This window comes from Methylobacterium sp. Leaf94, from assembly GCF_001426045.1.
In the GTDB taxonomy this organism is placed as follows: domain Bacteria; phylum Pseudomonadota; class Alphaproteobacteria; order Rhizobiales; family Beijerinckiaceae; genus Methylobacterium.
Genome location: NZ_LMRM01000063.1, coordinates 85,966 through 109,032, shown reverse-complemented (window position 1 = coordinate 109,032; position 23,067 = coordinate 85,966). Strand labels below are relative to the sequence as shown.

The following is a 23,067-nucleotide window of genomic DNA, read 5'->3' as shown; positions in this document are numbered from 1 at the left end:
TAGGCGCGATATCCTAGGTATCTTGGCCTCGCCCGACGCGATCCCAGAGCCCCTACTGGAACAAAGTAGGAACGCAAGCCGGCGCGGAGAGCGGCCGGCATCGAGGAGCCCCGCAGGCATCACCCCGCAGGCATTAAACTGCACCCGCGGCAAAAGCCGCCCTTGCCGCGTCGCCGGCCTGATCCAGTTAATCCCCCCATGAACCCAGTCCTCGTCGTCGCCCTCGTCTGCGCCTCCACCGTCCAGGCCCCGGATTGCTCGCGGGACACGGCGCTCGACATCATCACTGGCCCCGCCCACACCCTGCAGGAATGCCTGATGCAGGGGCCCGTGCTCGCCGCCAATGCGGGGCACGGCAACGACCAGGGCACCTACGTGAAGACGCGCTGCGAGCCGCGGCGCTGACGCGGCGCTCCCGGAGACCGGACACGCCATGGACGACGTCGACCCCGACCGCGCGGTGATGATCCGCCTGCGCGCCCGCCTCGCGGTGGTGGAGCGCGCGGCCTGGTTCGGCCTGGTCCAGGCCATGCGGACGCAGCCCGCCGAGACGGAGGCCTATCTCACGGCCGAGCGGGCCAAGTGCGCGGAGGGCTTCGGCCAGCGGGGCTGGGCCGCCGACCTGACGGAGGCCGAGCGCCGCCTGCTCGGGGCCGAGGTCGATGCCGGCCTCGCCGGCCTCATCGCGGATTCGAAGGCCGAACTCGGCCAGACGTGAACCGGGCCGAGCCCGAATCGCGCCGAGCCTGAACCGGGCCGGCCGCGTTCCGAACCGGTCACGTCCCGAAGCGATCCCGCCAGGCCGGCGGCCCGGCCCATCCGGGCGGCACCGTCGCGCGATGCACGCCGATCGCCACGGCGCGCGCCAGGGTTCGGGCGGCCGCGTCGCCGATGCGGGCGAGGTCGGTGACGGGGTCGGCCAGCGCCACCCGCCCGGTGGAGACCGCGAAGACGACGTCGCCGTCCAGCGGCGTGTGGACCGGGCGGATCGCCCGGGCGAGGCCGTCCTGGGCCATCACGGCCAGGCGGCGGGCCTGGGCCTTGGTGAGGGCGGCGTCGGTGGCCACCACCGCCAGGGTGGTGCTCGCCCCGGCCAGCGCCTTGCGCGGCGGCCAGGCGAAGGCATCGGCCGGCATCGCGGCGGGCAACCCGAGGCCCCCGAATTCGTCGCCGACCTCGTCGGCGCCGGCCCAGAAATGCGGCCCCTCCCCCTGCGTCACCCGGCCGAAGGCGTTCACCGCCACCAGCGCCCCGACCCGCACGGGCGATCCGCTCTCGGCCGGCCCCCCGGCCGCGACGCCGGCGGCCGCGAGGCCCGCGACGACCGCCGAGGCGGAGCCGAGGCCGCCCTTCAGGTTGGCGGTGGCCGCCCCCGTCCCGGCCCCGACGGAACCGAGGGCGAACGCCCGCGTGGCGGCGAGGGCCGCCGCGTAGCCGAGGTCGCGGTAGGGCGAGAACCGGCCCCAGGCCTTGTCGCCGCCGTTGAGGAGGTCGAACAGGATCGCGGCCGGCACGATCGGCACCCGCGCCGGGCCGATCGCGAAGCCGCGCCCGGTCTCGGCGAGGTGGGCGACGACGCCCGCGGCGGCGTCGAGGCCGAAGGCCGAGCCGCCGGAGAGCACCAGGGCGTCGATGCGCTCCAGGGTGCGCTCGGGATCGAGGAGGTCGGTCTCGCGGGTGCCGGGGCCGCCGCCGCGCACGTCGACGCCCGCCATCACGGGTTCGTCGAAGAGGAGCGCGGTGACCCCGCTGGCGAGGCGCGGATCGCTGGCGTGGCCGACCCGGAGGCCGGCGATGTCGGTGATGCGGTTGGTCGGCACGGGTCACCTCCTCCCGGGGGCCAGGATCGCACGCGGCGGGGCTTCGGGCGAGGGGTTCGGGGCGAGGGGTTCGGGGCGAGGGGTTCCGGCGCGGGCCCTCAGCCGGCTCGCGCCTGCCGGGCGGCGCGATAGGCGTCGGCGGCGTAGATCGCCAGCGCCAGCCAGATCAGCCCGAACAGCACCATCCGGTGCGGCTCCAGCCGCTCGCCGTAGACGAGGGTGCTGAGGAGGAGGAGGCAGGAGGGCGCGAGGTACTGCATCAGCCCGAGCGTCGCCAGGGTGAGCCGCTCGGCGGCCGCCGCGAACCAGATCAGCGGCAGGGCCGTGGTGACTCCGGTGAGCAGGATCAGGCCGGCCCGCACGGGGTCGCCCTGGATCACCGGCGGCGCGAAGGCCGCGAGGTAGAGCAGCGCCACCGGCAGGAGCACCAGCGTCTCGGCGGCGAAGCCCACCATGGCGTCGACGCCCACGACCTTGCGGGCGAGCCCGTAGAGCGAGAAGCTGCCGGCCAGCGCCAGCGAGACCCAGGGCAGGCTGCCCGCCAGGGCGACGGCCAGGAGCACGGCGCCGGCGGCCAGCGCCACCGCCGCGGCCTGGACCGGACGCAGGCGCTCGCCCAGCACCAGGGCGCCCAGGCCGACGCTCATCAGCGGGTTGATGAAGTAGCCGAGACTGGCGTCGAGCATGTGCCCGGACTGCACGGCCCGGAGGTAGAGCAGCCAGTTCACGCCGATCAGGCCGGCCGACAGGACGAGGAGCCCGTGGCGGCGCACCAGGGGGAAGGGGGTCCGGATCCGGCGGCGCAGGGCCACGAGCAGGCCGGCGACGAGCAGGCTCGACCAGACGATGCGGTGGGCCAGGATGCTGGGGGCCGGCACGGCGTCGAGCAGGCGGAAATGCACCGGGACCACGAGGCCCCAGCTGAGATAGGCGCCGAGCGCGTAGATCAGACCCAAAGGCCGCCTCCCCTTGCCGCCGGCCCTTTGCCGGCGGCCTCGCCGCGGCCCGCGGGGGGACCGGGCGCGGCTTATAGCAGGCGTTCAGGGACGCGCCCCGTGCGGGATGGCGCATGGCGGGGGCGCTCGGGGCGCCCGGCGGGCTCAGCGCGTGCGCGCGAGGGTGACGGCGGGGTCGCCGCGCATGAGGGCGTTCAGGCGCTCGGTGTCGAAGCCCTCGGCGGTTTTTTTCGCCGGCTTCGGGGCCGGCGCGGCGGCGACCTTGGCCACGGGCTTGGCCGGGGCCCGACCCGCCGTCTCGCGGGCAGGGGTTTCGCGAGTGGTGGAGGCCTTGGGCACGGGCGGACGGGTGACGGTCTGGCGGGCGACGGCGTCGCGCCCGAGGATGTCGCTGATCGAGGGGCCGGTCTCGGCCGGGAGCGCGCCCGTCACGGTGGGCTCGGGCGGGCGGAGCCGGGTGAGGGCGGCCACCGGCACGGCCGCCCGGGGCGCCGGATGGTCGAGCCGGTCGACGCAGGCGAAGGCGATGACCAGGGCGCTGCCGCCGAAGACGCTGCCGACGACGATGTTCCGCAGGATACGCAAGGGACGGGCTTCCCGGATACGCGAGTACCGGGATGGATTTAGCGCATCGGCGTTAACGAACCGGAGCGTCCGGTTTCGCGAACGGTCCTGCGCCGGCACAACTCCGCCGGGGCCGCGCCCGCAGCGCGGGGCCTCCCGTCCCTCAGAGAAGACGCGCGAGAAATTCCCGGGTGCGGGGATGCTCGGACCGGTCGAAGAAGGCCTGCGGCGGCGCGACCTCGACGATCTGGCCCGCGTCCATGAACACCACCCGGTCGGCGACCCGCCGGGCGAAGCCCATCTCGTGGGTGACGCAGAGCAGGGTCATGCCGCGTCTCGCGAGATCCGTCAGGGCGTCGAGCACCTCCTGCACCATCTCGGGGTCGAGGGCCGAGGTCGGCTCGTCGAAGAGCATCACCGCCGGGTCGAGGCAGAGGGCGCGGGCGATGGCCACCCGCTGCTGCTGCCCGCCGGAAAGCTGGCCGGGGTAGCGGTCCGCCAGATCCGCGACGGCGAGGCGTTCGAGTTCGTCCCGCGCCCGCGCCTCGGCGGCCCGGCGCCCGATGCCGCGCCCGTGGATCGGCGCCAGGGTGCAGTTCTCCAGCACGGTGAGGTGGGCAAACAGGTTGAAGTGCTGGAACACCATGCCGACGGTCCGCCGCACCGCCGGGATGCGGGCCGGGGTGAGGTCCTGGCCGGCGACCCGGATCGTGCCGCCCTGGTGGGCCTCGAGGCCGTTGACGCAGCGGATCAGGGTCGACTTGCCCGAGCCCGAGGGGCCGCAGATCACGATTCGCTCGGATTTCGCCACCGTGAGGGAGACCTCGCGCAGGACGTGGGCGGTGCCGAACCATTTGTTCACGCCGCGGAACTCGACGGCGGGGGTCTTGAGATCAGGGGTCGCGGGGCCGTCCGTCACGACCGGCCCCGCTCGCCGGCGGCCAGACGCCGCTCGATGAAGGCGGCGTAGCGCGCCATGGAAAAGCAGACCGCGAGATAGAACAGGGCCGCGAAGGCGTAGGCCGTGGCGGGGATCGTCGGCGCCGACCAGCGCGGATCGGCACGCGCCGCCTCCAGCACCCGGATGAAGTCGGCCAGACCCACGATGGAGACGAGCGTCGTGTCCTTGAACAGGCCGATCAGGGTGTTGACGATGCCGGGCACCACCACCTTGAGGGCCTGGGGCAGGATCACGAGGCGCAGGGCCTGCCATCGGGTGAGGCCCAGCGCCAGGGCCGCCCGCCCCTGCCCCTCGGGGATCGCCTGCAGGCCGCCGCGCACCACCTCGGCCATGTAGGCGGAGGCGAACAGCGCGATGCCGACGAGCGGGCGCACCAGCCGGTCCACCGTGAGGTCCCCGGGCAGGAACAGCGGCAGCATCACGTTGGCCATGAACAGCACGGTGATCAGCGGCACCCCGCGCCAGAACTCGATGAAGCCGATGCAGGCGTATCGCAGCACCGGCAGTTCGGAGCGCCGCCCCAGGGCCAGCAGGATGCCCAGCGGCAGGGCGGCGACGATGCCGACGAGCGAGACCACCAGGGTCACCAGCATGCCGCCCCACAGGCTGGTGGCGACGGGGGCGAGGCCGAGGACGGAGGCGCCCGAGAGCAGCCAGACCGACAGGATCGGGCCCACCAGGAAGACGAAGACCGCCCCGAGGCCGCGCTTGGGCGCGTCGAGCCACAGCATCCAGACCGCGCTGACCGCCACGAGGCCGAAGAACAGGTTCGGCCGCCAGCGCTCGGCCGCCGGGTAGGAGCCGTAGACGAGGTAGTTGATCTTGTCGCCGATGAAGGCCCAGCAGGCGCCCACCGGGTGCCCGGCGGTCGCCGGCCGGCAGGCCTCGCCCGACGTCCCGCTCCAGACCGCGTCGGTGACGAGGAAGCGGATCGCCGGCGGCAGCAGGAGCGCCAGCCCGGCCAGGACCACCAGGGTGGCGAGCGTGTTGCCGGGGCCCGAGAACAGGTTGTCCCGCAGCCAGCCGACGGGGCCGCCGGTCCGGCGCGGCGGCGGGGCCGGGGGCAGCAGGGTCTCGCGGACGATGGTCATGGACAGACCGGACTCATGGGGACCCCGGATTCATCGCATCCCCGGGGCCGCGCGGCGGTTGTAGGCGTTCATCAGCGCGGCGAGGCCGAGGCTCAGGGTCAGGTAGACCGCCATGGTGATCGCCACGACCTCCACGGCCTGGTTGGTCTGGTTGAGCACCGTGCCCATGAAGACGTGGACGAGGTCGGGATAGCCGATCAGCACCGCCAGGGACGAGTTCTTCGTGATGTTGAGGTACTGGCTGGTGAGCGGCGGCACGATCACCCGCATCGCCTGGGGAATCGTGACGAGCGCCAAGGTCTTGGCCCGGCTCAGGCCCAGGGCGGCGGCCGCCTCCCCCTGGCCCCGGGCCACGCTGTTGAGGCCGGCGCGCACGATCTCGGCGATGAAGGCCGCCGTGTAGGTGGAGAGCCCGAGGAGCAGCGCGGCGAATTCCGGCAGGATTCCGAGCCCGCCCTCGGGTCCGTAGGGACCGGGCGCCGGCCAGGCGACCGGCACGGGGTGCCCGGCGCGGGCGAGACCGATCCAGGCGAGCGCCGGCAGGCCGAGCACCAGGGCGAGGGCCGGCCCCACGACCGGGCCGGGCGCGGCCCCGGCCTCGACGCGGCGGGCCCTGCGGCGCGCCCAGGCGCCCGACAGGACGATCCCCGCCAGGACGGCTGCGGGCACGAGCCAGGCGACACCCGAAAATTCCGGGCGGGGCAGGACCAGCCCGCGCTGGCTGAGATAGGCCCCGCCCCAGGCCGCCGGACGCTGCGCCTCGGGCAGCGCCACCCGCACGGCCACGTACCAGACCAGGAGCTGGAGCAGCAGCGGCAGGTTGCGCAGGGTCTCGACATAGGTGGCCGCCAGGGTCCGGACGAGCCAGTTCGGCGACAACCGGGCGATGCCCACGGCGAATCCGATCAGCGTGGCCAGCCCGATGGCGAGGCCCGAGACCAGCAGGGTGTTGAGGAGCCCGACGCGGAACGCGTCGAGATAGGTCGCGGTCGCGGCGGCGTAGGGGATCAGCCGCTGGCTGATGTCGAACCCCGCCGAGCGTCCGAGGAAGCCGAAGCCGGCGGTGATGCCCTGGCGCGCGAGTTTTTCGGACGCGTTGGTGGCGGCGACATACGCGAGCGCGGCGAGCGCGAGCGCGACGAGGGCCTGGAGCGCGAGGGCGCGCGGGGATCGAGGCACGCGCCGACCTCCCCGCGCACCCCTCCCCCCGCTGCGGGGGCGGGTCCGCCCGGACGCGCGGTCCATCCCGTCCCCCCTCACCGGATCGGCGGCCCGTAGTGCAGGCCCCCGTTCGTCCAGAGGGCGTTCAGCCCGCGCGGGATCTTCAGGGGCGTCCCGTCGCCGAGGTTGCGGGCGAAGACGTCGCCGTAATTGCCGACGTGGCGGACGATCCGGTAGGCCCAGTCGCCGGTCAGCCCGAGGCCCTGGCCGTACTTGCCCTCCAGCCCGAGGATGCGCTTGACGTCCGGGCTCAGGGTCTCGCCCCGGAGCCGGTCCACGTTCTCCTGCGTGATGCCCGCCTCCTCCGCGTCGATCATGGCGTAGTGGGTCCAGGCGACGAGGTCGCGCCAGGCATCGTCGCCCTGGCGCACGCCGGGCGCGAAGGGCTCCTTGGAGATCGCCTCGTCGAGGATCACGTGCGCCTCCGGGTGGGCGGTCTTCAGGCGCTCGCCGAAGAGGGAGGACTTGTCCGTGGAGTAGGCGTCGCAGCGGCCGGATTCGTAGGCGCCCAGGGTCTGCTCGCTGTTGGCGAAGGTGACCACCTGGTAGGTCAGCCCGCGGGTGCGGAACCAGTCGGCGGTGTTGAGCTCCGTGGTGGTGCCCTGCTGCAGGCAGATCGTGGCCCGGTCGAGCTGCTTCACCGCCGTGACGTTCAGGGATTTGCGCACGAGAAACCCCTGCCCGTCGAAGAAGGTGATCACCGGGAAGTTCATCGCGGCGGTGTCGCGCGACAGGGTCCAGGTGGTGTTGCGGGCGAGCACGTCGATCTCGCCCGATTGCAGGGCGGTGAAGCGCGCGGCCGAGGATTGCGGGATGAAGCGCACCGCGTCGGGATCGTCGAAGATCGCCGCGGCGAGCGCCCGGCAGAAATCCACGTCGAGCCCGTGCCAGCGCCCCTGCCCGTCCGGCATGCTGAAGCCCGCCACCCCGCCGCTGACCCCGCAGACGAGGTGCCCGCGCGCCTTGACCTGGGCGAGGGTGTCGCCTTGCGCGAGCGCCGGAGACGCGGCGAGCAGGGCGGCGAGGAGCGGGATCGACAGGGATCGCATGCGCGCATTGCAGGGCATCGGCGGCCGGGGTCAAGCCAGGGACCCAGGCGTCGGGCCCAAGACCAGGGGGCCCCAAGACCAAAGGATCGGGCCGCGTGGCTTGTCCGGCCGGCACCCGCCGGATATCCTTCGCCCATGTCCGTCGAAGTCTTCTATCTCCTGCGAAAGGACGAGCCTGGGGTCGATCTCCGGGAACTCGATGACGTCGTGCTGCTGGCCGACGCGCGGACGGATGACGGAACACTGATCCAGGCCGGCACGGAGGGAACCGTGGTGGCCGTCTGGCAGGACGGATCAGCCTACGAGGTCGAGTTCGCCGAGCCCGAAGGCGCCCTCGCGACGGTTCGGGCCACCGGAATCAAGCGGATCGGGCGCCGGGCGGCTTGAGCGGGCCGGCGGCCTCTCCGACGCGGTTCACGATCCGCAACAACAAGCTCGTCGACTACCTGTTGGACCTCTCCCATCCACGGGGCGGCTCGAAGGCACGCTTCTTCCTGGCCTTCGGCTTCAGCCGGGACAGACCGATGGAACTTGCCGACGCCCTGGCCGACCACGTCCTCAGGACGGAGGGACGCCCGCAGAATCTGACGGAGAACGGCCCGACCAAGCTCGTCTTCGAAGGGCGGCTTCGCGCGCCGAACGGCCGGGAGCCCTGGGTGCGCTCGGTCTGGCAAGTCGAGGCCGATGGCGTCGCCAGGCTCGTGACGGTCGTTCCCCTGAGGCGCGCGGACGAGGAGGCCTGATCCGGCCGCCCGGCTTGACGCCGGCGCGCGGGCCGGGCTTCGGTCGCCGCACGCTCACCCCTCGCCCACCGGTGCCGATGTCGAACACCCCTCCCCGCGACCCCGCCCGCTTCGGGGCGAGCACCCGCCTCGTCCATGCGGGGCGCGATCCCTCCGCCCAGCACGGCTTCGTCAACACGCCGATCTATCGCGGCTCGACGGTGCTGTTCCCGACCTACGACGACCTCCAGCACCGGCGCGGGCGCTACGATTACGGCACCTCCGGCACGCCGACGACGGATTCGCTGACCCAGGCCTGGAGCGAGCTCGCGGGCGCGGCCGGCACCGTGCTGACGCCGTCGGGCCTCGCCGCCCTGACCGTGGCCCTGATGGCGGTGGTCTCGGCCGGCGACCACCTGCTGGTCAGCGATTCCGCCTACCGCCCCACCCGCATCTTCTGCGACGGCGTCCTGAAGCGCTTCGGGGTCGCGGTCGAGTACTACGATCCCCTGATCGGCGCCGGCATCGGCGCCCTGATGCGCGACACCACCAAGGCCGTGCTGGTGGAGGCCCCGGGCTCGCAGAGCTTCGAGATGCAGGACGTGCCGGCCATCGCCGAGATCGTGCACGCCCGGGGCGCCGCCGTCATCATGGACAACACCTGGGCGACGCCGCTGCTGTTCCCGCCCCATGCGCGCGGCGTCGACATCGCGGTGGAGGCCGGGACCAAGTACCTCTCCGGCGGCTCGGACCTGCTCCTCGGCCTGACCTCGGCCAACGCGCAATACTGGCCGGCCCTGCACCGGACCTTCGAGCACTTCGCCATGTGTCCCGGCCCGGAGGACGTGTTCCTGGCCCTGCGGGGCCTGCGCACCATGGCCCTGCGCCTGCGCGAGCACGGGGCCCAGGGGCTCGCCATGGCGCGGTGGCTCCAGGCCCGGCCGGAGGTGGCCCGCGTGCTCCACCCAGGCCTCCCCGACGATCCCGGCCACGCCATCTGGACGCGCGACTTCTCCGGCGCCTCGGGCCTGTTCGGCGTCATCCTGAAGCCCGCCCCGGAGCGGGCCGTGGCGGCGATGCTCGACGGGCTCGAGCTCTTCGGAATGGGCTTCTCCTGGGGCGGCTTCGAGAGCCTCGTCATCCCGTTCGACTGCAGGACCTACCGCACCGCCACCCGGTGGGCCCCCGAGGGCCCGGCCCTGCGCTTCCACATCGGCCTGGAGGATGTTGCGGATCTGCAGGCGGATCTCGACGCGGGGTTTTCGCGGTTGCGCGCGGCGCTGTGAGCGGGCGCCGCCACGACGAAGCCGCAACGGGTTTCTCCGCTCCGGCGCCGGCGGCCCCACCGCCGCCACCGAAAAACATTGACAATATTCCTATTGTGTGGTTCAGTCCGGGCACTCGCCTCCCACGCGGGAGGCCCCCCGGCGGACCGGGCCGGGGGGCTCGGGGGGAGGAGACGGCGCCCCGCGTCGATGGCCCGGTTTCGCCATCGCCCCGGGCCGCATCGGCGACGCAAGGCGTCTCGGACGGGAAGGCCGCAGGGCTGCAAGGCCGCACGGCTGCACCCGGTCCCCTGAGGCGCACCGAGAGAGCGGACGGCCCGCCCACTACGAGGCGGGCTCGGGGCCACGCGCCCTGATCAGACGGCCGCCGGACCGCACCGCCCGCCAGGGCGGCGGATCCGGAGGGGGGCTGCCACAAGCCGGGTCGCCGGTGCCGAGAAGACGTCGTGACGAAACGGATCGGCCCCGCGAGGGGCCGGGCCGAGGGACGCCGGGGGACCGGCATACCTGTTTCCAAAACGTGGTCTCGCGGCGTCCCGCGTCTCCCGTTTCGCCGGGCGTTCGTTCCGCCCGGTCTCCTTGGGTCATCCCCCGCGCCGGCCCCGGCGGCGGGGCCGCGTCCCCGTGGCCGGGCCGCTCAACGCCCGGCGGCTCGGCGGCGGCGCGCCCTCAGGGCGCCAGCCAGACCCCGCGCCAGCCGTCGGCCCGCACCCAGGCGGCCCGGCGGTGGCCGCGCCGGTCGAGGTAGAGGAATTCGAGCCGGGCGAGCGTGACCACCACGGCGCAGAAGTTCGGCCGGCCGAGGGTCAGGGCCGTCTCGGGGTCCGGCAGGGTGTAGGCATCGCCCGCGGGCAGGCGCGCGCCGGGGGCGGGGTCGGCGCCGTAGCAGACCCGGCTCATGGCCATCGACCCGGCCCAGGCCGCGTCGGCGAGCGCGTCGTCGCCGTGGAGCGTCGCCGGGCCCGACGCCCGGATCTGGATCTTGGCGGCGGAATCGTAGCCGTGCAGGGCCGCATGCCCGGAGGCCGCGATCTCGGAGGCCTTGTCCGAGCGGCGGTCGCAGTGGAAGCGCAAGGCGCCGGCCACCGGGTCGGCGTGCCGCAGCACCACGGTGCGCACCTGCGGGTGCCCCTGCGCGTCGACGGTGGCCAGCGCCGGCATGTGGAAGGCGTTGCGGCGGAAGCGCGGCCCCTCGACCAGCAGGCGCCAGACCTCGGCGAGGGCCGCGTCCAGGTCGTCGTGGAAGGGCGGCAGCGGGTCCATGGTCAGGGCGCCGCCCGGGCGGCGCGGCGCTCGCGCAGGATCAGGGCGACGTTGCGCAGGTAGATGAAGGTCGACAGCGCCTGCCCGAAGATGATCACCGGCTCGCGCCGCACGAGGCCGTAGACCAGGGTCATCAGGCCGCCCGCGATGGAGAGGAACCAGAAGGCGAGCGGCATCACGCTCTTGCCCGCCCGCTCGGAGGCGAGCCACTGCACCACGAAGCGGGCGCCGAACACCGCCTGGGCCAGGATGCCGAAGACCAGCCAGGCATCGAAGCGGGTGACGAAGACGTCGTAGACGTAGCCGCGCACGTCCTCGGCGAGCTGGATCAGCATGGCTCAGGCTCCCGTCACGTCCGTGACCCGCGGCGTCACGCGCTTGCGCCGGATCAGCCACCACACCCCGGCCAGGTCGAGGAGCCCGACCCAGAGGCGGTCGAACAGGCCGTATTTCGAGGTGCCGGTGAAGCGGGGCCGGTCGACCACGTCCCGGTGGACCACGCCGAAGCCCTCGCGGGCGACCAGCGCCGGCATGAAGCGGTGCTGCCCGTCGAAGAACGGGAGCGTCCCGTAGACGTCCCGGCGCACGAGCTTGTAGCCGCAGCCGGTGTCGCGGGTGGCGTCCTTCAGGATGCGCACCCGGACCCCGTTGGCGATGCGCGACTGGAGGCTCTTCAGCCGCCCGTCCTTGCGCCCGACGCGCTGGCCCTGGGCGAGGCCGACCCGCGCGCCGCCCGCCTCGATGGCCTCGAGCAGGGGGGCCAGGAAGGCCGGGTCGTTCTGGCCGTCGCCGTCCATCAGGGCGCAGACCGGCGCCCGCGCCACCGCGATGCCGCTGCGGATGCCGGCCGCCTTGCCGGCGGTGCGGTCGTGGGCGAGCACCCGCAGCCAGGGCCGTCCGCTCTGGGCCGCCCGCAGGGCCTCGGCGGTGCCGTCGGTGGAGCCGTCATCGACGTAGATCACCTCGAAGGGCGCCAGGGGCGCGCAGGCGGTCTCGAGTTCGGCGACGAGGCTCGCGATGTTGCCGGCCTCGTCCTTCACCGGGATGATCACGGAGAGGCGCATGGAGGTTCGATCCGAGGGAGGTCAGGGCGTCGCCGCGTAGGCCGAGAGGTCGACCCGGCGTCCGCCGTTGATGTTGAAGCCCGAGACGGTGCCGACCCGGTTGGGCGCCAGCCCGGCGGCCTTGACGGCGGCGTCGAACTCGCTCGCGAACCGGCCCTCGACGTAGACGAGGCGGCAGGCGTCCCCCCTGAGCGAACCGTCGCCCTTCAGGAAGTCGGCGGCCTCCGTGCCGGTGCCGAGCATGGCGAGGTCGGTGCCGATCAGGAAGACGAAGCTCGGCTCGCGGTAGCCGAGGCTGGCGACGCGGGGATGCGGGCAGGGCAAGGCATCGCGGATCGCCGCGAGGCGGGGCGAGACCTTGAGGGCGGCCATCACCGGCTGGGTCAGGCCGAACACGGCCGGCGAGAGCAGCATCGACGCCAGGACGCCGAGGCCGAGGGCGCGCTCGGGCAGGCCGCGGGCGAAGGCGCGCCAGGCCAGGGCGGCGACGGCGCTGGCGCCGAGCAGCAGGGGCAGCCCGGCCCAGGGCAGGGTCCGGTCGTAGGCGAAGGCGAAGGCCGAGAGGCCGAGGGTGAGGCCGACGGGGATCAGCACCACGAGCCCGGCGGTGAGGCGCGCGCCCCGGCGCTCGGGGTGCAGGGCGCCCGCGGCCAGCGCCCGCACGGTGAGGATGGCGATGGCCGGCATCAGCGGCAGCACGTAGTGGGGCAGCTTGGTCGGCACGATCTCGAACAGGATCCAGGTCGGCACGATCCAGGCGAGGAGGAAGGCGATGGCGGGCTCGCGCCGGTAGCCCCAGGCGAAGGGGGCGCTGAGCGCCGCGAAGGCGGCACCCGGCCAGAAGGTGCCGAAGAACGCCACCAGGTAGGCGCCGGGCGGGGCGAAGTGCTTCTCCGAGCCGCCCTGGACCTTGCTCAGCATGTCGTGGCCCACCGCCTCCCCGTAGAAGGCGCCGCCGCTCTTCCAGGTGATGGCCGCGAACCAGGGCGCCACGATCAGCAGGGTCAGCGGCAGGCCGAGGCCGGGCCGCAGGGCGCCGAGCCAGCGGCCGGAGCGCCACCGCAGCGAGAGGATCAGGGCCGGCAGGCCGCAGAACAGCGGCACCATCGGGCCCTTGATCAGGATGCCGAGGGCGAGGCCGAGCCAGAAGGTCAGCACCGTGGCGGTGTCGAGGGGGCCCTCGACGCGATGCCCCTCCGCGCGGTCGCGCCGGAGCCAGGCCCGGGCGAGGCCGCCGAAGGTCGCCACGGCGCAGGCGCAGAGCAGCGCGTCGGTCTTGGCCAGGCGCGCCTCGGCCGAGAGCACGACGCAGGCCCCGAACAGGGCGGCGGCGAGGACGGCGCCCCGCCGGGGCAGGAAGACCAGGGCCGACCAGTAGGTGAGGAGCACCGCCCCGATGGCGCCCAGCAGGGACGGGATGCGGTAGAGGCCGATGGTGGTGCGGGCGTTCGGCACGCCGAGCGCCTCGGCGGCGCCGACCACGGCGGCCTGGGCCCAGTAGATGCCCACGGGCTTCTTGTGCCGGGCCTCGGCCTGGAAGCGGATGTCGACGAGATCGCCGGTCTCCAGCATCTGCTTGGAGGCCTGGGCGAAGCGCGGCTCGTCCCGGTCCATGGGCTGGAGCGAGACGATCCCGGGCAGGAAGCAGACGAGGCAGAGGGCCACCAGGAGGGCGCAGGCCCGGGCATGGCTCCGGGCCGCGGCGGACAGGAGGCTGTCCGGGAACGCGAAGGCGTCCCCACGGGCCGGGCGGGGCACGGTGGCGCGGTCGGTCATGCGGGCGGATGGGCCGTCAGGGGGGACATACGCGGCTCCGGACCGGCACCCGACCCGGGAATCCGGTCGCTGATTCCGGTCGATGCCGCGAGGCCGGCGGTGTCGATGATGCGGCCGGGAATGTCAAATCTCTGGTTCCGCGGGGTCGCCGGCCGCCGCGCCCGGCCCCCCCGCCCCGGCCGCGCGGAACCGCTGGCGGCAGACGCCAGGCGCCACCGCCCCCTGGCGGAGGAAGCTGCGCCGCAGGGTCTCCTCGGAGCCGAAGCCGCAGCGCGCGGCGATGCGCTTCACCGGCAGCGCGGTCTCGGCCAGGAGCCGCCGGGCCGCCTCGACCCGCTGGCGCTCCAGGGCGCGGGCGGGGGTCAGCCCCGTGGCCGCCCGGTAGTGGCGGGCGAAGCCGCGCGGGCTCATGCCGGCCATCTCGGCCAGGCGCGGCACGGTGAGGTCCTCGGCGAGATGATCGGCGATCCAGGCCTGGAGGGCCTCGAAGCGGGCGCCGCCCGCCCCGGGCGACAGGACCTGCTGCGACAGGACGGTGCTGAACTGGGCCTGGCCGCCCGGGCGCTTGAGGAAGACGACGAGGTGGCGGGCGACCGCCAGCGCCGCGGCCCGGCCGAGATCGGCCTCCACCAGGGCCAGCGCCAGGTCGATGCCCGCTGTCACCCCGGCGGAGGTCCAGACCGCGCCGTCTCGGATGAAGATCGGATCCGGCTCGACCCGGGCCTCCGGATGGCGCCGCGCGAGCGCGTCGCAGCGGGTCCAGTGGGTCACGGCCCGGCGCCCGTCGAGGAGGCCGGCCGCCCCGAGCAGGAAGGCGCCGGTACAGACGGAGGCCACCCGCCGGGCGCGGGGTGCCCGGGCGGCGACCCAGGCGGCCAGCCCGTCCGCGATCGCCCCGTCGACGCCGCGCCCGCCGGCGACCACGAGGGTGTCCACGGGGGCCTCCGCCGCCGGCAGCGGCTCCGTCGCGAGGCCGAGCCCGGCGGAGCTCAGGACCACGCCGCCGCCCGCCGCCGCCACCCGCAGGGCATAGGGCGCCGGGGCCTCGCCCGCGAGATCGTTCGCCGTGGCGAACACTTGAAGCGGCCCCGACACGTCGAGGAGCTGCACCCCCGGGAAGGCGAGGATCTCGATGCGGCGGGGTTCGTGGCGCGAGACTTCGTGGCGCAAGGGTTCGTCCGCGGTGCGATCTGGCAGGAAACGAGGCCTCTTGGTCATGTCGGCCGGAGCCTGCGGGGTTAGGGTCGTCCTGTCCAGACAGCCGGAGACAGTCCCGATGCCCCTCACGATCGGCCTTCTCGCCTTCCCCGACGTCCAGCAGCTCGACCTGACCGCGCCCTACGAGGTCTTCGTCGGGATTCCGGAGGCGCGGGTCCACCTCGTGGCCGCCGACCGGGCGCCGGTGACGAGTTCCACCGGCCTCGTGCTCGCCCCGACGCTGGCCATGGCCGACTGCCCGCAGCTCGACGTGCTCTGCGTGCCCGGCGGCCTCGGGGTGAACCGGCTGATGCGGGATGCGGCGGTCCTGGCCTTCCTGCGCGACCAGGCGGAGGGCGCCCGCTACGTCACCTCCGTCTGCACCGGGGCCCTGGTGCTCGGGGCGGCCGGACTCCTGCGGGGCCGGCGCGCCACCACCCACTGGGCCAGCCTCGACCTCCTGGCGGCCTTCGGGGCGATCCCGGTCGCCGAGCGGGTGGTGCGCGACGGCCCCCTCCTCACGGGGGGCGGCGTCACCGCCGGGATCGACTTCGCCCTGACCCTGGCGGCCGAGCTCGCCGGGCGGCCGGCGGCGGAGGCGATCCAGCTCGGCCTCGAATACGCGCCCGCCCCGCCCTTCGCCGCCGGCACGCCCGCAGGCGCCGACCCCGCCGTGCTGGCGGCGGTGCGGGGGCGCCTCGCCGCCGGCCGGGCCGAGCGGGAGCGCATCGTGGGCGCGATCACCGGGGCGACCGACATCGTCCCCTGGGGGCCGGCCGGGCCGTGAGGCGGGCCCGCCGGTCCTTTGCGCGTTCTTAAACGTATTCTGCGCGCCTAGCGGGCGGCACCGGCGGATCTAGAGTGCGCAAGACCTTGCCGGCCCTCGAGCGCGGGAGTGGACCATGACGACGGGCATCGCCACCGGCGCGGGCGCGACGCGGCGGGCGGACCTCCCCGATGCCCTGCGCATCGGGGCGATGGGCGCGATCCTGCTCTTCATCCTGATCGGGGCCGATCCCTTCCTCGACGGGACGGCGGCGGAGAACGCCGCCTCGCGGGCCGGCGGCAACCTCGTCAACCAGGGGCTGTTCCTGGTCATGGCGGGCATCGCGGCAGCGGCGCTGGCCTGGCGCGGGCGGGAGGCCCTGCGCCCCCTGGCCACCCTGCCGATCCTGGCGATGCTGGCCTGGATCGGCGTCTCCACCGCCCTCTCGATCGAACCCGCGGTCTCGGCGCGGCGCCTCGTCTCCCTCGTCATCATGTTCGGCGGGGTGGTGAGCGTGCTGGTGCTCGCCCGCGACGCGCGCCAGTTCGCCCAGGTCCTCGGCGGCACCGTCCTCCTCGTGCTGGCGACCTGCTACCTCGGCCTCGTGCTGGTGCCCGAGCGCGCCATGCACACCGCCCTCGACCTGATCGAGCCCGAGCACGCGGGCAGCTGGCGCGGCGTCTTCGCCCACAAGAACGGCGCCGGCGCGGCCATGAGCCTGTTCATCATCGTCGGGCTGTTCTGGGCCGGGATGGGCCAGCGCCTCCTGGGCTACGCGGTCGTGGGGCTGGCGGGGGTGTTCCTCGTCTTCACCAACGCCAAGACCTCCCTGGTCATGACTCCGGCGGTGCTCGGCCTGACCTGGGCCTGCACCCTCTCGGCCTCGGGCACCTGGCGCCGCCTGATCCTCCTCGGCCCCCTGGCGCTGCTGCTCCTGCTCACCGTGGGCTCGGTCCTGTCGCCCAGCCTCGGCGCCCTGGTGGCGGGCCTGGCCGCCGACCCGACCTATACCGGCCGCACCGAGATCTGGCGCTTCGCCCTCGACAACATCGCCAAGAAGCCGCTCACCGGCTTCGGCTACGGCGCCTTCTGGGAAAGCGTGTTCTACGGCGGCGGCGGCGAGGCCACGACCTGGGTCAACCGCGCCACCGACGCCCATGACGGCTACCTCAACACCGCCCTGGAAAGCGGCCTGCCGGGCCTCGCCCTCACGGTGTGGTGGATGGTGCTGGCCCCCCTCTCCGACCTCCAGGCCCAAAGCCGGTCCGGGGCCGGCCCCGCCCTCGACCCCCTGCGGCTGCTCTTCCTGCGGATCTGGCTGTTCGGCCTGATGGTGGGCGTCTTCGAATCGGTGTTCTACCAGGCCACCAACGCGCTGTTCTTCCTCGTCGCCCTCTCGGTCTTCGGCCTGCGCTTCGGCGCCGCCGGGCGGGTGGTCGCGGAGGCCCCGCGATGAGCGCCCATCCCCCTGTGGCACCGCTGCCGGCGCTCACCGCCCTGCGCTTCGTGGCCGCCGCCTACGTGGTGGCGTTCCACTACGCGACCTTCTTCTTCGCGGAGGCGGCGATCCCCGGGGCGGTGCGCCTCGGCTATTCCGGGGTGACCTTCTTCTTCCTGCTCTCGGGCTTCATCCTGGCCTACACCTACCGGGACGTGGACCTGACCGACCGCGCCGCCCGCGCGCGCTTCGCCTGGGCCCGGGTGGCGCGGGTCTACCCGGTCTACCTGGCCTGCCTCGTCCTCGCCCTGCCCTGGTTCGTCGCCTGGGTGGCGAAGTCCCCCCCGCCCCTGCAGGGGCTGATGGCCGCGAGCGCGGTGCTGGCGCCGCTGGGCCTGCACGCCTGGGTGCCGGGGGCCGCCTGCGCCCTCGACTGCCCGAGCTGGTCGATCTCGGTGGAGGTGGTCTTCTACGCCCTGTTTCCCCTCCTGCTGCCCCTGGCGCGCGGGGCGCCCGGCCGCACCGCGCGGCTGACCCTCGCCGCGTGGATCGTCCTGACCGCCGGGGCCGCCCTCGCCTTCGCGCGCTACGCCCCCGGCGTCTCACTCATCGATCCGGAGGCGGGGGGCGCAGGCCCGGTGCTGCTGGCCCAGGCCATCAAGTACAACCCCCTGCTGCGCCTGCCGGAATTCGTGGCCGGGCTCCTCCTCTACGGGGCCTGGACCCGGTGGCGCCTGCCCACGCCCGCCCTCCTCGCCCTGGCGGCCCTGGCGGGCCTCGCGCTGGTGGCGGCGGCGCCCCACCTGCCCGCGGTGCTGCTCCACAACGGCCTGACGGCCCTGGCCTGGGCGCCCCTGATCCTGGCCGGCGCCCAGCTCCGCAGCGGCCCCCTGGTGAGGCCCGGCTTCGTCTTCCTCGGCCGGATCTCCTTCGCCCTCTACCTCATCCACGTCCCGGCCTACGCCCTGGTCAACAGCCTCGACCGGATCGCCCTCGGGGGCCGCCTCGCCGCCGCGCCCTGGCTCGGGGCGGGGCTCGCCACCGCCCTGGCCCTCGCCCTCAGCGTCCTCCTGCACCGGGGCCTCGAGGAGCCGATGCGCCGGCGCATCCTCCGCCGGGCCGCGCGCCCGCCGGCCGCCGGACCCGTCGCCGCGGGCTGAAACGCACCCTGTCAGGGAGCGTTCAGCCGTCGCCCGGCAGGATCAGCGTTGTCCGGCCTCCGGGAGGCCGGACGGTCGAGAACGACAAAGGTCACACCAGCAGAAGGTCATGGTTTCATGTCCGTGAAATCGCTGTTTCGCACGAAATCGCTGTTTCGCACGATGCTCGCCCGCACGACGCTGGCCGCGTCGCTCGGCGTCGCGGGTGCCGTCGGCTTCGGCGCCGCCGCCGAGGCGGCGCCCCTCGCCCCGGCCCCCGCCGGGACGCTGGCGGGGGCCGCCGCCGAAACCGTCGCCTATGGCTGCGGTCCCGGCTTCATCCCGAACCGGTTCGGCTATTGCCGGCCGATGTACCGCCCCTACGGCGACTATCGCCCGCGGCCGTTCTACGGCCCCCGTCCCTTCTACGGACCGCGCTACGGCGACTACCGCCCGCGCCCGCCCTTCGGGCCCTACTTCTAGGATCGGGTCTCTCCGGGAGGGATCGGGCGGCGGCGCACCGCCCGGTCCCTTCGCTTCGGCGCCCGGCTGTGGCACGGGGAGGGGAAGCGACCATCTCCGCCCCCGCAACCGGGAGTCCCATGCGCGCCATCCCCCTGCTCGCCCTGCTGGCGAGCGTCCTCCCGGGTCCCGCCGCGGCCCAGACGGTGCTGCCCACGGTCGACGCGGCCAACACCCGCTATTCGGATCTCGACCGGATCACCGCCGCCAATGTCGGCCGGCTCCGGGTGGCCTGGACCTACTCCACCGGGATCCTGCGCGGCCACGAGGGTGCGCCCCTGGTGGTCGACGGGGTGATGTACGTCCACACCCCCTTCCCCAACACCGTCACGGCCCTCGATCTCGACCACGACGGCCGCATCCTCTGGCGCTACGAACCGAAGCAGGACCCGGCCGTGATGGCCTTCCTGTGCTGCGACACGGTCCACCGGGGCCTCGCCTACGCGGACGGCGTCCTCTTCCTGCAGCAGGCCGACACCACCCTGGTCTCCCTCGACGCGAAGACCGGACGGGTGAACTGGTCGGTCCGCAACGGCGACCCGGCCCGGGGCGAGACCAACACCGCCGCCGTGCTGCCGGTGAAGGGCAAGGTTTTGGTGGGCCTCTCGGGCGGCGAGTTCGGGGTCCAGTGCCACGTCACCGCCTACGACGCGAAGACCGGCGGCCGGCTCTGGCGCGCCACCGCCACGGGCACCGACGAACAGATGCGGGTCGACCCCGCGCGCACGACGTCGCTCGGCAAGCCCATCGGCCGGGATTCCTCCCTGAAGACCTGGGAGGGCGACCAGTGGAAGACCGGCGGCGGCTGCGCCTGGGGCTGGTTCGCCTACGACGCAGCCCTCGACCTCGTCTATTACGGCACCGGCAATCCCTCGACCTGGAACCCGGCGCAGCGCCCCGGCGACAACCGCTGGGCGGCATCGATCGTGGCCCGCGACCCCGACACCGGCATCGCCCGCTGGCTCTACCAGATGACGCCCCACGACCAGTGGGACTACGACGGCGTGAACGAGATGATCCTGACCGATGCGGCGGTCGGCGGCGTCCCCCGCCCGCTCCTCACCCATTTCGACCGCAACGGCTTCGGCTACACCCTGGACCGCGCCACCGGCGAACTCCTGGTGGCGCAGAAGTTCGACCGCTCCGTGAACTGGGCGACCCATGTGGACCTCGACCGGGCCTCGCCGGGCTACGGGCGCCCGGTGCTCGACCCGCGCCATGCGCCGGAATCCTCGGGCGAGGACGAGACCACCACGGGCATCTGCCCCGGCGCCATCGGGGCCAAGAACCAGCAGCCGGCGGCCTACTCGCCCCGGACCCGGCTGTTCTACGTGCCGACCAACCACATCTGCATGGATTACGAGCCGTTCCGGGTCTCCTACACCCCCGGCCTGCCCTATGTCGGCGCCACCGTGAGCCTGCACCCGGCACCCGACGATCCCCGCACCGGAACCCTGACCGCCTGGGACGGGGTCGCGGGGGCGATCCGCTGGACGATTCCCGAGCCGTTCTCGGTCTGGTCCGGCGTGCTCGCCACCGCCGGGGACGTGGTGTTCTACGGGACCCTCGAGGGCTATCTCAAAGCCGTCGACGCGCGGGACGGCCACGAGCTCTACCGCTTCAAGACGCCCTCGGGCATCGTCGGCAACGTCACCACCTACCTGCACGAGGGCCGGCAATACGTCGCCGTGCTCTCCGGCGTCGGCGGCTGGGCCGGGATCGGCCTCGCGGCCGGCCTCACCGACCCGAACGACGGCGCCGGCGCGGTCGGCGGCTACGCCGCGCTGGCGCGCTACACCGCGCTCGGCGGCCAGCTCACCGTGTTCGCCCTGCCCGAATGATCCTCTGCTGTGGCGCGTGATCGCATGGGCGGAGCGTCGCGCCGGAAGCCCGCTCGCAGCCCCCTGATCCCGGGGCCGCGCAGCGGAACCGGGGATCAGGGGGGCCGGATGTCAACGCCGCCGTCTCGGGACGGAACGCTTCCGGCGCGCCGGACCGGCGGCGCGGGTCAGCCCAGATCGTCATCCTCCTCGGACGGGGCGTAGACCGCCTCGCCGAGGCGCTTCAGCGGGCCGCCCGGTCCCGAGCGCTTCCACAGGCGGGTGTTGAGGGCCGCCACGGGATCGTGGCCGGGAAGCGCGAAGCCGAGGGCGGTGAGGCCCTGCCAGATCTCGCCGGCATGGAGGGGCCGGCCGGCCTCGTGCAGCAGGTTCACGGCCGCCGCGACGAGCGCGCGCCCGTGCCGGCGCGCCGCCACGAGATCCTCGCCAGCGCGCGCGGGCTCGGCCTGTCCGGGACCCGAGATCTGCCCTGGCACGACGCCGTGTCCTGAGACAAAATCACGTCCTGGCACGAAGACCGGCTCCGGAAGCGAGGCCGGCTCCGCCGCGGGCGGGCGGGCGGGCGCGTCCCAGGCGCCGGGCGGGGGAGTCTCCGCCTCGGCGGCCGGCGTCGGGCCGATCGGCCGCAGGCGGCGGCCGAGCTCGAGGTAGAGCTGGTGGTCGGCGATGGCCCGGTCGAGCTCGTCGCGGCGACGCCGCAAATCCCGCAGGGCCGCTTCCGCCTCGGCTTCGGACAGGAACATCGAATCCTCTTGGAATATTCCGCGGACGACGAAGCGACCCAGAATTCCAAACCTTATTCCTTATCTGCGAAAGAGGAACAAGCCGTATTCCTTCCTTTATTCCATTCCATTAAGGGAACATGTGGCTCAGCCCGACGCGGCGGCCTTGCGCGGCAGCTTGGCCCCGCGCGGCGGGATCAGCAGGGCGCTCGGGTCGGCGGGCTGGAGCAGCATGCCGCCGTCGTCGAGGCGGATCGGCAGTTTCGGGAAGACCTCCTGCAGGTGGGCGAGATCCGCCTTGAAGGCCTGGCGGAAGCTGCGGATGCTGGCGTTGTCGGCGCCGAACTGCTTGTGCAGGTTGTCCCAGGTAAGGCGCAGGGGCCGTTGCAGGGCGCGCAGGCGGTATCCGACCCAGAACAGCAGGTCGAGCTTGCGCGCCGAGCCCGAGAAGGCCCGGGCCGCCCGGATGTCCACCGGCAGGGCGTGCTGGATCAGGTTGTCGTAGAAATCCTGGTGGAACTGGACGCTCTTCTGCCAGACCACCCCGTCGGCTCCCTGGGGCAGCCACAGGTCGAGCTGGCGGAAGGGCGGCACGTTGAGGGTGCTAGCGCTGCCCGCCCCGTCCCAGAGACCGATCTGCAGGGTGCAGGCGGCGAGCCGCGCGAGCTGCTCCTTGAACTGCCGGATGGTGCCGCGCTCGCCGCCGGTGACGGCGAATCCCATCTCCTTCATGAAGCCCGACAGGCTGTCGGCCACCGCGATCGTCGGGCTGCGCTGGCGCACCGCCTCGGTGCAGAGGTGCAGCAGCACGAGGCGGGCCTTGGGCCCGTAGGGCAGGCCCTGGAACTCCATCTCGCCGGTGGCGGGGTTCTTCAGCCGTCCGGCCAGCAGGCTGAGGGAATTCCGCCCGTATTCGCGGAAGAATTCGCGCGCGTCGCCGGGGTCGCGATAGGGCAGGCCGCAGAGGGCCAGCACCGAGTGGATGTGCTGCAGGTTCTCCGGGCCCGTGGGCTCGGTCTCGATGACTTCGCGGATGGCGTCCCGGCGTCGCTGGTCGCGGCCCATGGCCTGGCGCCGGCCGGCCACGGCGCCGCGGGCGGCGGCCTCCGCGTCCCGGGCCCGCTGCCGATGCAGGATGGTCTCCGCGATGGTGGCGAACAGGAAGCTGCCCCGGGCCGCCTCCACCTCGGCGAGGAGGTCGGCGTCGCGGATGCCCGCCAATGTGTCCTCGATCCCCACGCGCCCCGCCCCATGCTCCCGGCGGCGCCCCTCGGGCAGCCCGAGAAGACCCGCCCGGGGATCGACATCCCCGGACGCCGCCGCGGGGCGACCATGCCCGATTCCCCGCCGCGGAGTCTCGCCGGCCCAGGCCGAAGACCGGCGTCATCCCGGCTATCCACCGGCCGGGACGGGGAAAACCGGCGCCGGTGGACGGGCCGGATCCGGCCGGCGCGCGCCGACGCAGAGTTCGATACGGGGCCGGATTCGGCACAATCCCCAGAGTTCACCGCTGCGACCGCCGATCCACGCCGAACCCGATACGCAGGCACGCAGAATCCCATGCGCCGGCCGGGTTCGGACACGCAGAGTTCGATGCGGACCCGCGCAGAGTTCGATACGGACTTGCGCAGAGTTCGATGCGCGAACACCCGCCAAACCCCTGCAGCGG

At 73.7% G+C, this 23,067-nt stretch carries 24 protein-coding genes; 10 read left to right on the top strand and 14 right to left on the bottom strand.

Going from position 1 to position 23,067, the window contains the following annotated elements:
- The first annotated feature begins 198 nt into the window (after positions 1 to 198).
- Together ASG63_RS22365 and ASG63_RS22360 are read left to right on the top strand one after the other, a co-directional pair.
- Positions 199 to 405 carry a hypothetical protein gene (locus ASG63_RS22365; protein ID WP_056222048.1) on the top strand — a complete coding sequence of 69 codons (207 nt, stop codon included), beginning with the start codon at positions 199 to 201 and terminating at the stop codon, positions 403 to 405.
- Positions 406 to 433: 28 nt separating this feature from the next.
- Positions 434 to 718, top strand: coding sequence for a hypothetical protein (locus ASG63_RS22360; protein ID WP_056222045.1), 285 nt, complete (start codon positions 434 to 436; stop codon positions 716 to 718).
- Between the two features lie 58 nt (positions 719 to 776).
- Here ASG63_RS22360 and ASG63_RS22355 read toward each other — a convergent pair whose 3' ends face one another.
- The 7 genes from ASG63_RS22355 to ASG63_RS22325 form a co-directional block, all read right to left on the bottom strand.
- Positions 777 to 1,820, bottom strand: coding sequence for a P1 family peptidase (locus tag ASG63_RS22355; protein ID WP_056222041.1), 1,044 nt, complete (start codon positions 1,818 to 1,820; stop codon positions 777 to 779).
- 98 nt (positions 1,821 to 1,918) lie between these two features.
- Positions 1,919 to 2,776 (bottom strand): EamA family transporter RarD, encoded by an 858-nt coding sequence (rarD, locus tag ASG63_RS22350; RefSeq protein ID WP_056222036.1) that lies wholly within the window; start codon positions 2,774 to 2,776, stop codon positions 1,919 to 1,921.
- A gap of 144 nt (positions 2,777 to 2,920) precedes the next feature.
- On the bottom strand, positions 2,921 to 3,361 hold the full coding sequence (locus ASG63_RS22345) for a hypothetical protein (RefSeq protein WP_056222033.1): 441 nt from the start codon (positions 3,359 to 3,361) through the stop codon (positions 2,921 to 2,923).
- Positions 3,362 to 3,503: 142 nt separating this feature from the next.
- Entirely contained in the window at positions 3,504 to 4,259 is a 756-nt protein-coding gene (locus ASG63_RS22340) for an amino acid ABC transporter ATP-binding protein (protein WP_056222029.1), read from the bottom strand.
- Positions 4,256 to 5,392 carry an amino acid ABC transporter permease gene (locus ASG63_RS22335; RefSeq protein WP_056222026.1) on the bottom strand — a complete coding sequence of 379 codons (1,137 nt, stop codon included), beginning with the start codon at positions 5,390 to 5,392 and terminating at the stop codon, positions 4,256 to 4,258. The genes ASG63_RS22340 and ASG63_RS22335 overlap by 4 nt, the downstream gene beginning before the upstream one ends.
- A 30-nt stretch (positions 5,393 to 5,422) precedes the next feature.
- A complete protein-coding gene (locus ASG63_RS22330) occupies positions 5,423 to 6,571 on the bottom strand; it encodes an amino acid ABC transporter permease (RefSeq protein ID WP_056222023.1) in 1,149 nt (382 codons plus the stop codon).
- 77 nt (positions 6,572 to 6,648) lie between these two features.
- A complete protein-coding gene (locus ASG63_RS22325) occupies positions 6,649 to 7,662 on the bottom strand; it encodes an amino acid ABC transporter substrate-binding protein (protein ID WP_056222020.1) in 1,014 nt (337 codons plus the stop codon).
- A gap of 135 nt (positions 7,663 to 7,797) precedes the next feature.
- Between ASG63_RS22325 and ASG63_RS22320 the strand changes: the two genes are divergently transcribed.
- The 3 genes from ASG63_RS22320 (at position 7,798) to metC (ending at position 9,670) form a co-directional block, all read left to right on the top strand.
- On the top strand, positions 7,798 to 8,049 hold the full coding sequence (locus tag ASG63_RS22320; protein WP_056222016.1) for a DUF4926 domain-containing protein: 252 nt from the start codon (positions 7,798 to 7,800) through the stop codon (positions 8,047 to 8,049).
- Entirely contained in the window at positions 8,046 to 8,405 is a 360-nt protein-coding gene (locus ASG63_RS22315) for a DUF6883 domain-containing protein (RefSeq protein WP_244476433.1), read from the top strand. Before ASG63_RS22320 ends, ASG63_RS22315 begins: the two co-directional genes overlap by 4 nt.
- A 77-nt stretch (positions 8,406 to 8,482) precedes the next feature.
- Entirely contained in the window at positions 8,483 to 9,670 is a 1,188-nt protein-coding gene (gene metC / locus ASG63_RS22310) for a cystathionine beta-lyase (RefSeq protein ID WP_056222225.1), read from the top strand.
- A 669-nt stretch (positions 9,671 to 10,339) separates the two neighbouring features.
- Here metC and ASG63_RS22305 read toward each other — a convergent pair.
- The 5 genes from ASG63_RS22305 to ASG63_RS22285 form a co-directional block, all read right to left on the bottom strand.
- On the bottom strand, positions 10,340 to 10,933 hold the full coding sequence (locus ASG63_RS22305) for a pyridoxamine 5'-phosphate oxidase family protein (RefSeq protein WP_056222013.1): 594 nt from the start codon (positions 10,931 to 10,933) through the stop codon (positions 10,340 to 10,342).
- 2 nt (positions 10,934 to 10,935) lie between these two features.
- The gene (locus ASG63_RS22300; RefSeq protein ID WP_056222010.1) at positions 10,936 to 11,268 is read right to left on the bottom strand and encodes a lipid-A-disaccharide synthase N-terminal domain-containing protein; all 333 of its coding nucleotides are present in this window, start codon (positions 11,266 to 11,268) and stop codon (positions 10,936 to 10,938) included.
- Between the two features lie 3 nt (positions 11,269 to 11,271).
- Positions 11,272 to 11,997: a glycosyltransferase gene (locus ASG63_RS22295; RefSeq protein ID WP_056222008.1), complete on the bottom strand. Its 726-nt coding sequence runs from the start codon at positions 11,995 to 11,997 to the stop codon at positions 11,272 to 11,274.
- Between the two features lie 21 nt (positions 11,998 to 12,018).
- Complete coding sequence (locus tag ASG63_RS22290) at positions 12,019 to 13,773, bottom strand: ArnT family glycosyltransferase (protein WP_056222005.1); 1,755 nt, start codon at positions 13,771 to 13,773, stop codon at positions 12,019 to 12,021.
- Between the two features lie 123 nt (positions 13,774 to 13,896).
- Positions 13,897 to 14,991, bottom strand: coding sequence for a helix-turn-helix domain-containing protein (locus ASG63_RS22285; protein WP_082559458.1), 1,095 nt, complete (start codon positions 14,989 to 14,991; stop codon positions 13,897 to 13,899).
- 58 nt (positions 14,992 to 15,049) lie between these two features.
- On the opposite strand from ASG63_RS22285, the gene ASG63_RS22280 reads away from it, so the two are divergent.
- From ASG63_RS22280 to ASG63_RS22260, 5 genes are all read left to right on the top strand, one after another.
- A complete protein-coding gene (locus ASG63_RS22280) occupies positions 15,050 to 15,757 on the top strand; it encodes a DJ-1/PfpI family protein (protein ID WP_056221998.1) in 708 nt (235 codons plus the stop codon).
- Between the two features lie 115 nt (positions 15,758 to 15,872).
- A complete protein-coding gene (locus ASG63_RS22275; RefSeq protein WP_056221996.1) occupies positions 15,873 to 17,192 on the top strand; it encodes an O-antigen ligase family protein in 1,320 nt (439 codons plus the stop codon).
- The gene (locus tag ASG63_RS22270) at positions 17,189 to 18,334 is read left to right on the top strand and encodes an acyltransferase family protein (protein ID WP_082559457.1); all 1,146 of its coding nucleotides are present in this window, start codon (positions 17,189 to 17,191) and stop codon (positions 18,332 to 18,334) included. Before ASG63_RS22275 ends, ASG63_RS22270 begins: the two co-directional genes overlap by 4 nt.
- Positions 18,335 to 18,496: 162 nt before the next feature.
- The gene (locus tag ASG63_RS22265) at positions 18,497 to 18,796 is read left to right on the top strand and encodes a GCG_CRPN prefix-to-repeats domain-containing protein (protein ID WP_056222222.1); all 300 of its coding nucleotides are present in this window, start codon (positions 18,497 to 18,499) and stop codon (positions 18,794 to 18,796) included.
- A gap of 119 nt (positions 18,797 to 18,915) precedes the next feature.
- The gene (locus ASG63_RS22260) at positions 18,916 to 20,676 is read left to right on the top strand and encodes a methanol/ethanol family PQQ-dependent dehydrogenase (protein ID WP_056221990.1); all 1,761 of its coding nucleotides are present in this window, start codon (positions 18,916 to 18,918) and stop codon (positions 20,674 to 20,676) included.
- A 167-nt stretch (positions 20,677 to 20,843) separates the two neighbouring features.
- Here the strand turns inward: ASG63_RS22260 and ASG63_RS22255 are convergent, their stop codons facing one another.
- Together ASG63_RS22255 and ASG63_RS22250 are read right to left on the bottom strand one after the other, a co-directional pair.
- Positions 20,844 to 21,419 carry a hypothetical protein gene (locus ASG63_RS22255; protein WP_056221986.1) on the bottom strand — a complete coding sequence of 192 codons (576 nt, stop codon included), beginning with the start codon at positions 21,417 to 21,419 and terminating at the stop codon, positions 20,844 to 20,846.
- 126 nt (positions 21,420 to 21,545) lie between these two features.
- Positions 21,546 to 22,637, bottom strand: a complete 1,092-nt coding sequence (locus ASG63_RS22250) for a replication protein RepA (RefSeq protein WP_056221981.1) — start codon at positions 22,635 to 22,637, stop codon at positions 21,546 to 21,548.
- Positions 22,638 to 23,067: the final 430 nt, after the last annotated feature.

What these genes read in the sequence shown, in the direction of transcription:
- ASG63_RS22360 (WP_056222045.1), top strand. Translation starts at nt 434, where the DNA reads ATGGACGACGTCGACCCCGACCGCGCGGTGATGATCCGCCTGCGCGCC.
- ASG63_RS22270 (WP_082559457.1), top strand. Translation starts at nt 17,189, where the DNA reads ATGAGCGCCCATCCCCCTGTGGCACCGCTGCCGGCGCTCACCGCCCTG.
- ASG63_RS22285 (WP_082559458.1), bottom strand. Translation starts at nt 14,991, where the DNA reads ATGACCAAGAGGCCTCGTTTCCTGCCAGATCGCACCGCGGACGAACCC.
- ASG63_RS22255 (WP_056221986.1), bottom strand. Translation starts at nt 21,419, where the DNA reads ATGTTCCTGTCCGAAGCCGAGGCGGAAGCGGCCCTGCGGGATTTGCGG.
- ASG63_RS22325 (WP_056222020.1), bottom strand. Translation starts at nt 7,662, where the DNA reads ATGCGATCCCTGTCGATCCCGCTCCTCGCCGCCCTGCTCGCCGCGTCT.
- ASG63_RS22320 (WP_056222016.1), top strand. Translation starts at nt 7,798, where the DNA reads ATGTCCGTCGAAGTCTTCTATCTCCTGCGAAAGGACGAGCCTGGGGTC.
- metC (WP_056222225.1), top strand. Translation starts at nt 8,483, where the DNA reads ATGTCGAACACCCCTCCCCGCGACCCCGCCCGCTTCGGGGCGAGCACC.
- ASG63_RS22305 (WP_056222013.1), bottom strand. Translation starts at nt 10,933, where the DNA reads ATGGACCCGCTGCCGCCCTTCCACGACGACCTGGACGCGGCCCTCGCC.
- ASG63_RS22265 (WP_056222222.1), top strand. Translation starts at nt 18,497, where the DNA reads ATGCTCGCCCGCACGACGCTGGCCGCGTCGCTCGGCGTCGCGGGTGCC.
- ASG63_RS22365 (WP_056222048.1), top strand. Translation starts at nt 199, where the DNA reads ATGAACCCAGTCCTCGTCGTCGCCCTCGTCTGCGCCTCCACCGTCCAG.
- ASG63_RS22275 (WP_056221996.1), top strand. Translation starts at nt 15,873, where the DNA reads ATGACGACGGGCATCGCCACCGGCGCGGGCGCGACGCGGCGGGCGGAC.
- ASG63_RS22280 (WP_056221998.1), top strand. Translation starts at nt 15,050, where the DNA reads ATGCCCCTCACGATCGGCCTTCTCGCCTTCCCCGACGTCCAGCAGCTC.
- ASG63_RS22260 (WP_056221990.1), top strand. Translation starts at nt 18,916, where the DNA reads ATGCGCGCCATCCCCCTGCTCGCCCTGCTGGCGAGCGTCCTCCCGGGT.
- ASG63_RS22295 (WP_056222008.1), bottom strand. Translation starts at nt 11,997, where the DNA reads ATGCGCCTCTCCGTGATCATCCCGGTGAAGGACGAGGCCGGCAACATC.
- ASG63_RS22290 (WP_056222005.1), bottom strand. Translation starts at nt 13,773, where the DNA reads ATGACCGACCGCGCCACCGTGCCCCGCCCGGCCCGTGGGGACGCCTTC.
- ASG63_RS22300 (WP_056222010.1), bottom strand. Translation starts at nt 11,268, where the DNA reads ATGCTGATCCAGCTCGCCGAGGACGTGCGCGGCTACGTCTACGACGTC.
- ASG63_RS22335 (WP_056222026.1), bottom strand. Translation starts at nt 5,392, where the DNA reads ATGACCATCGTCCGCGAGACCCTGCTGCCCCCGGCCCCGCCGCCGCGC.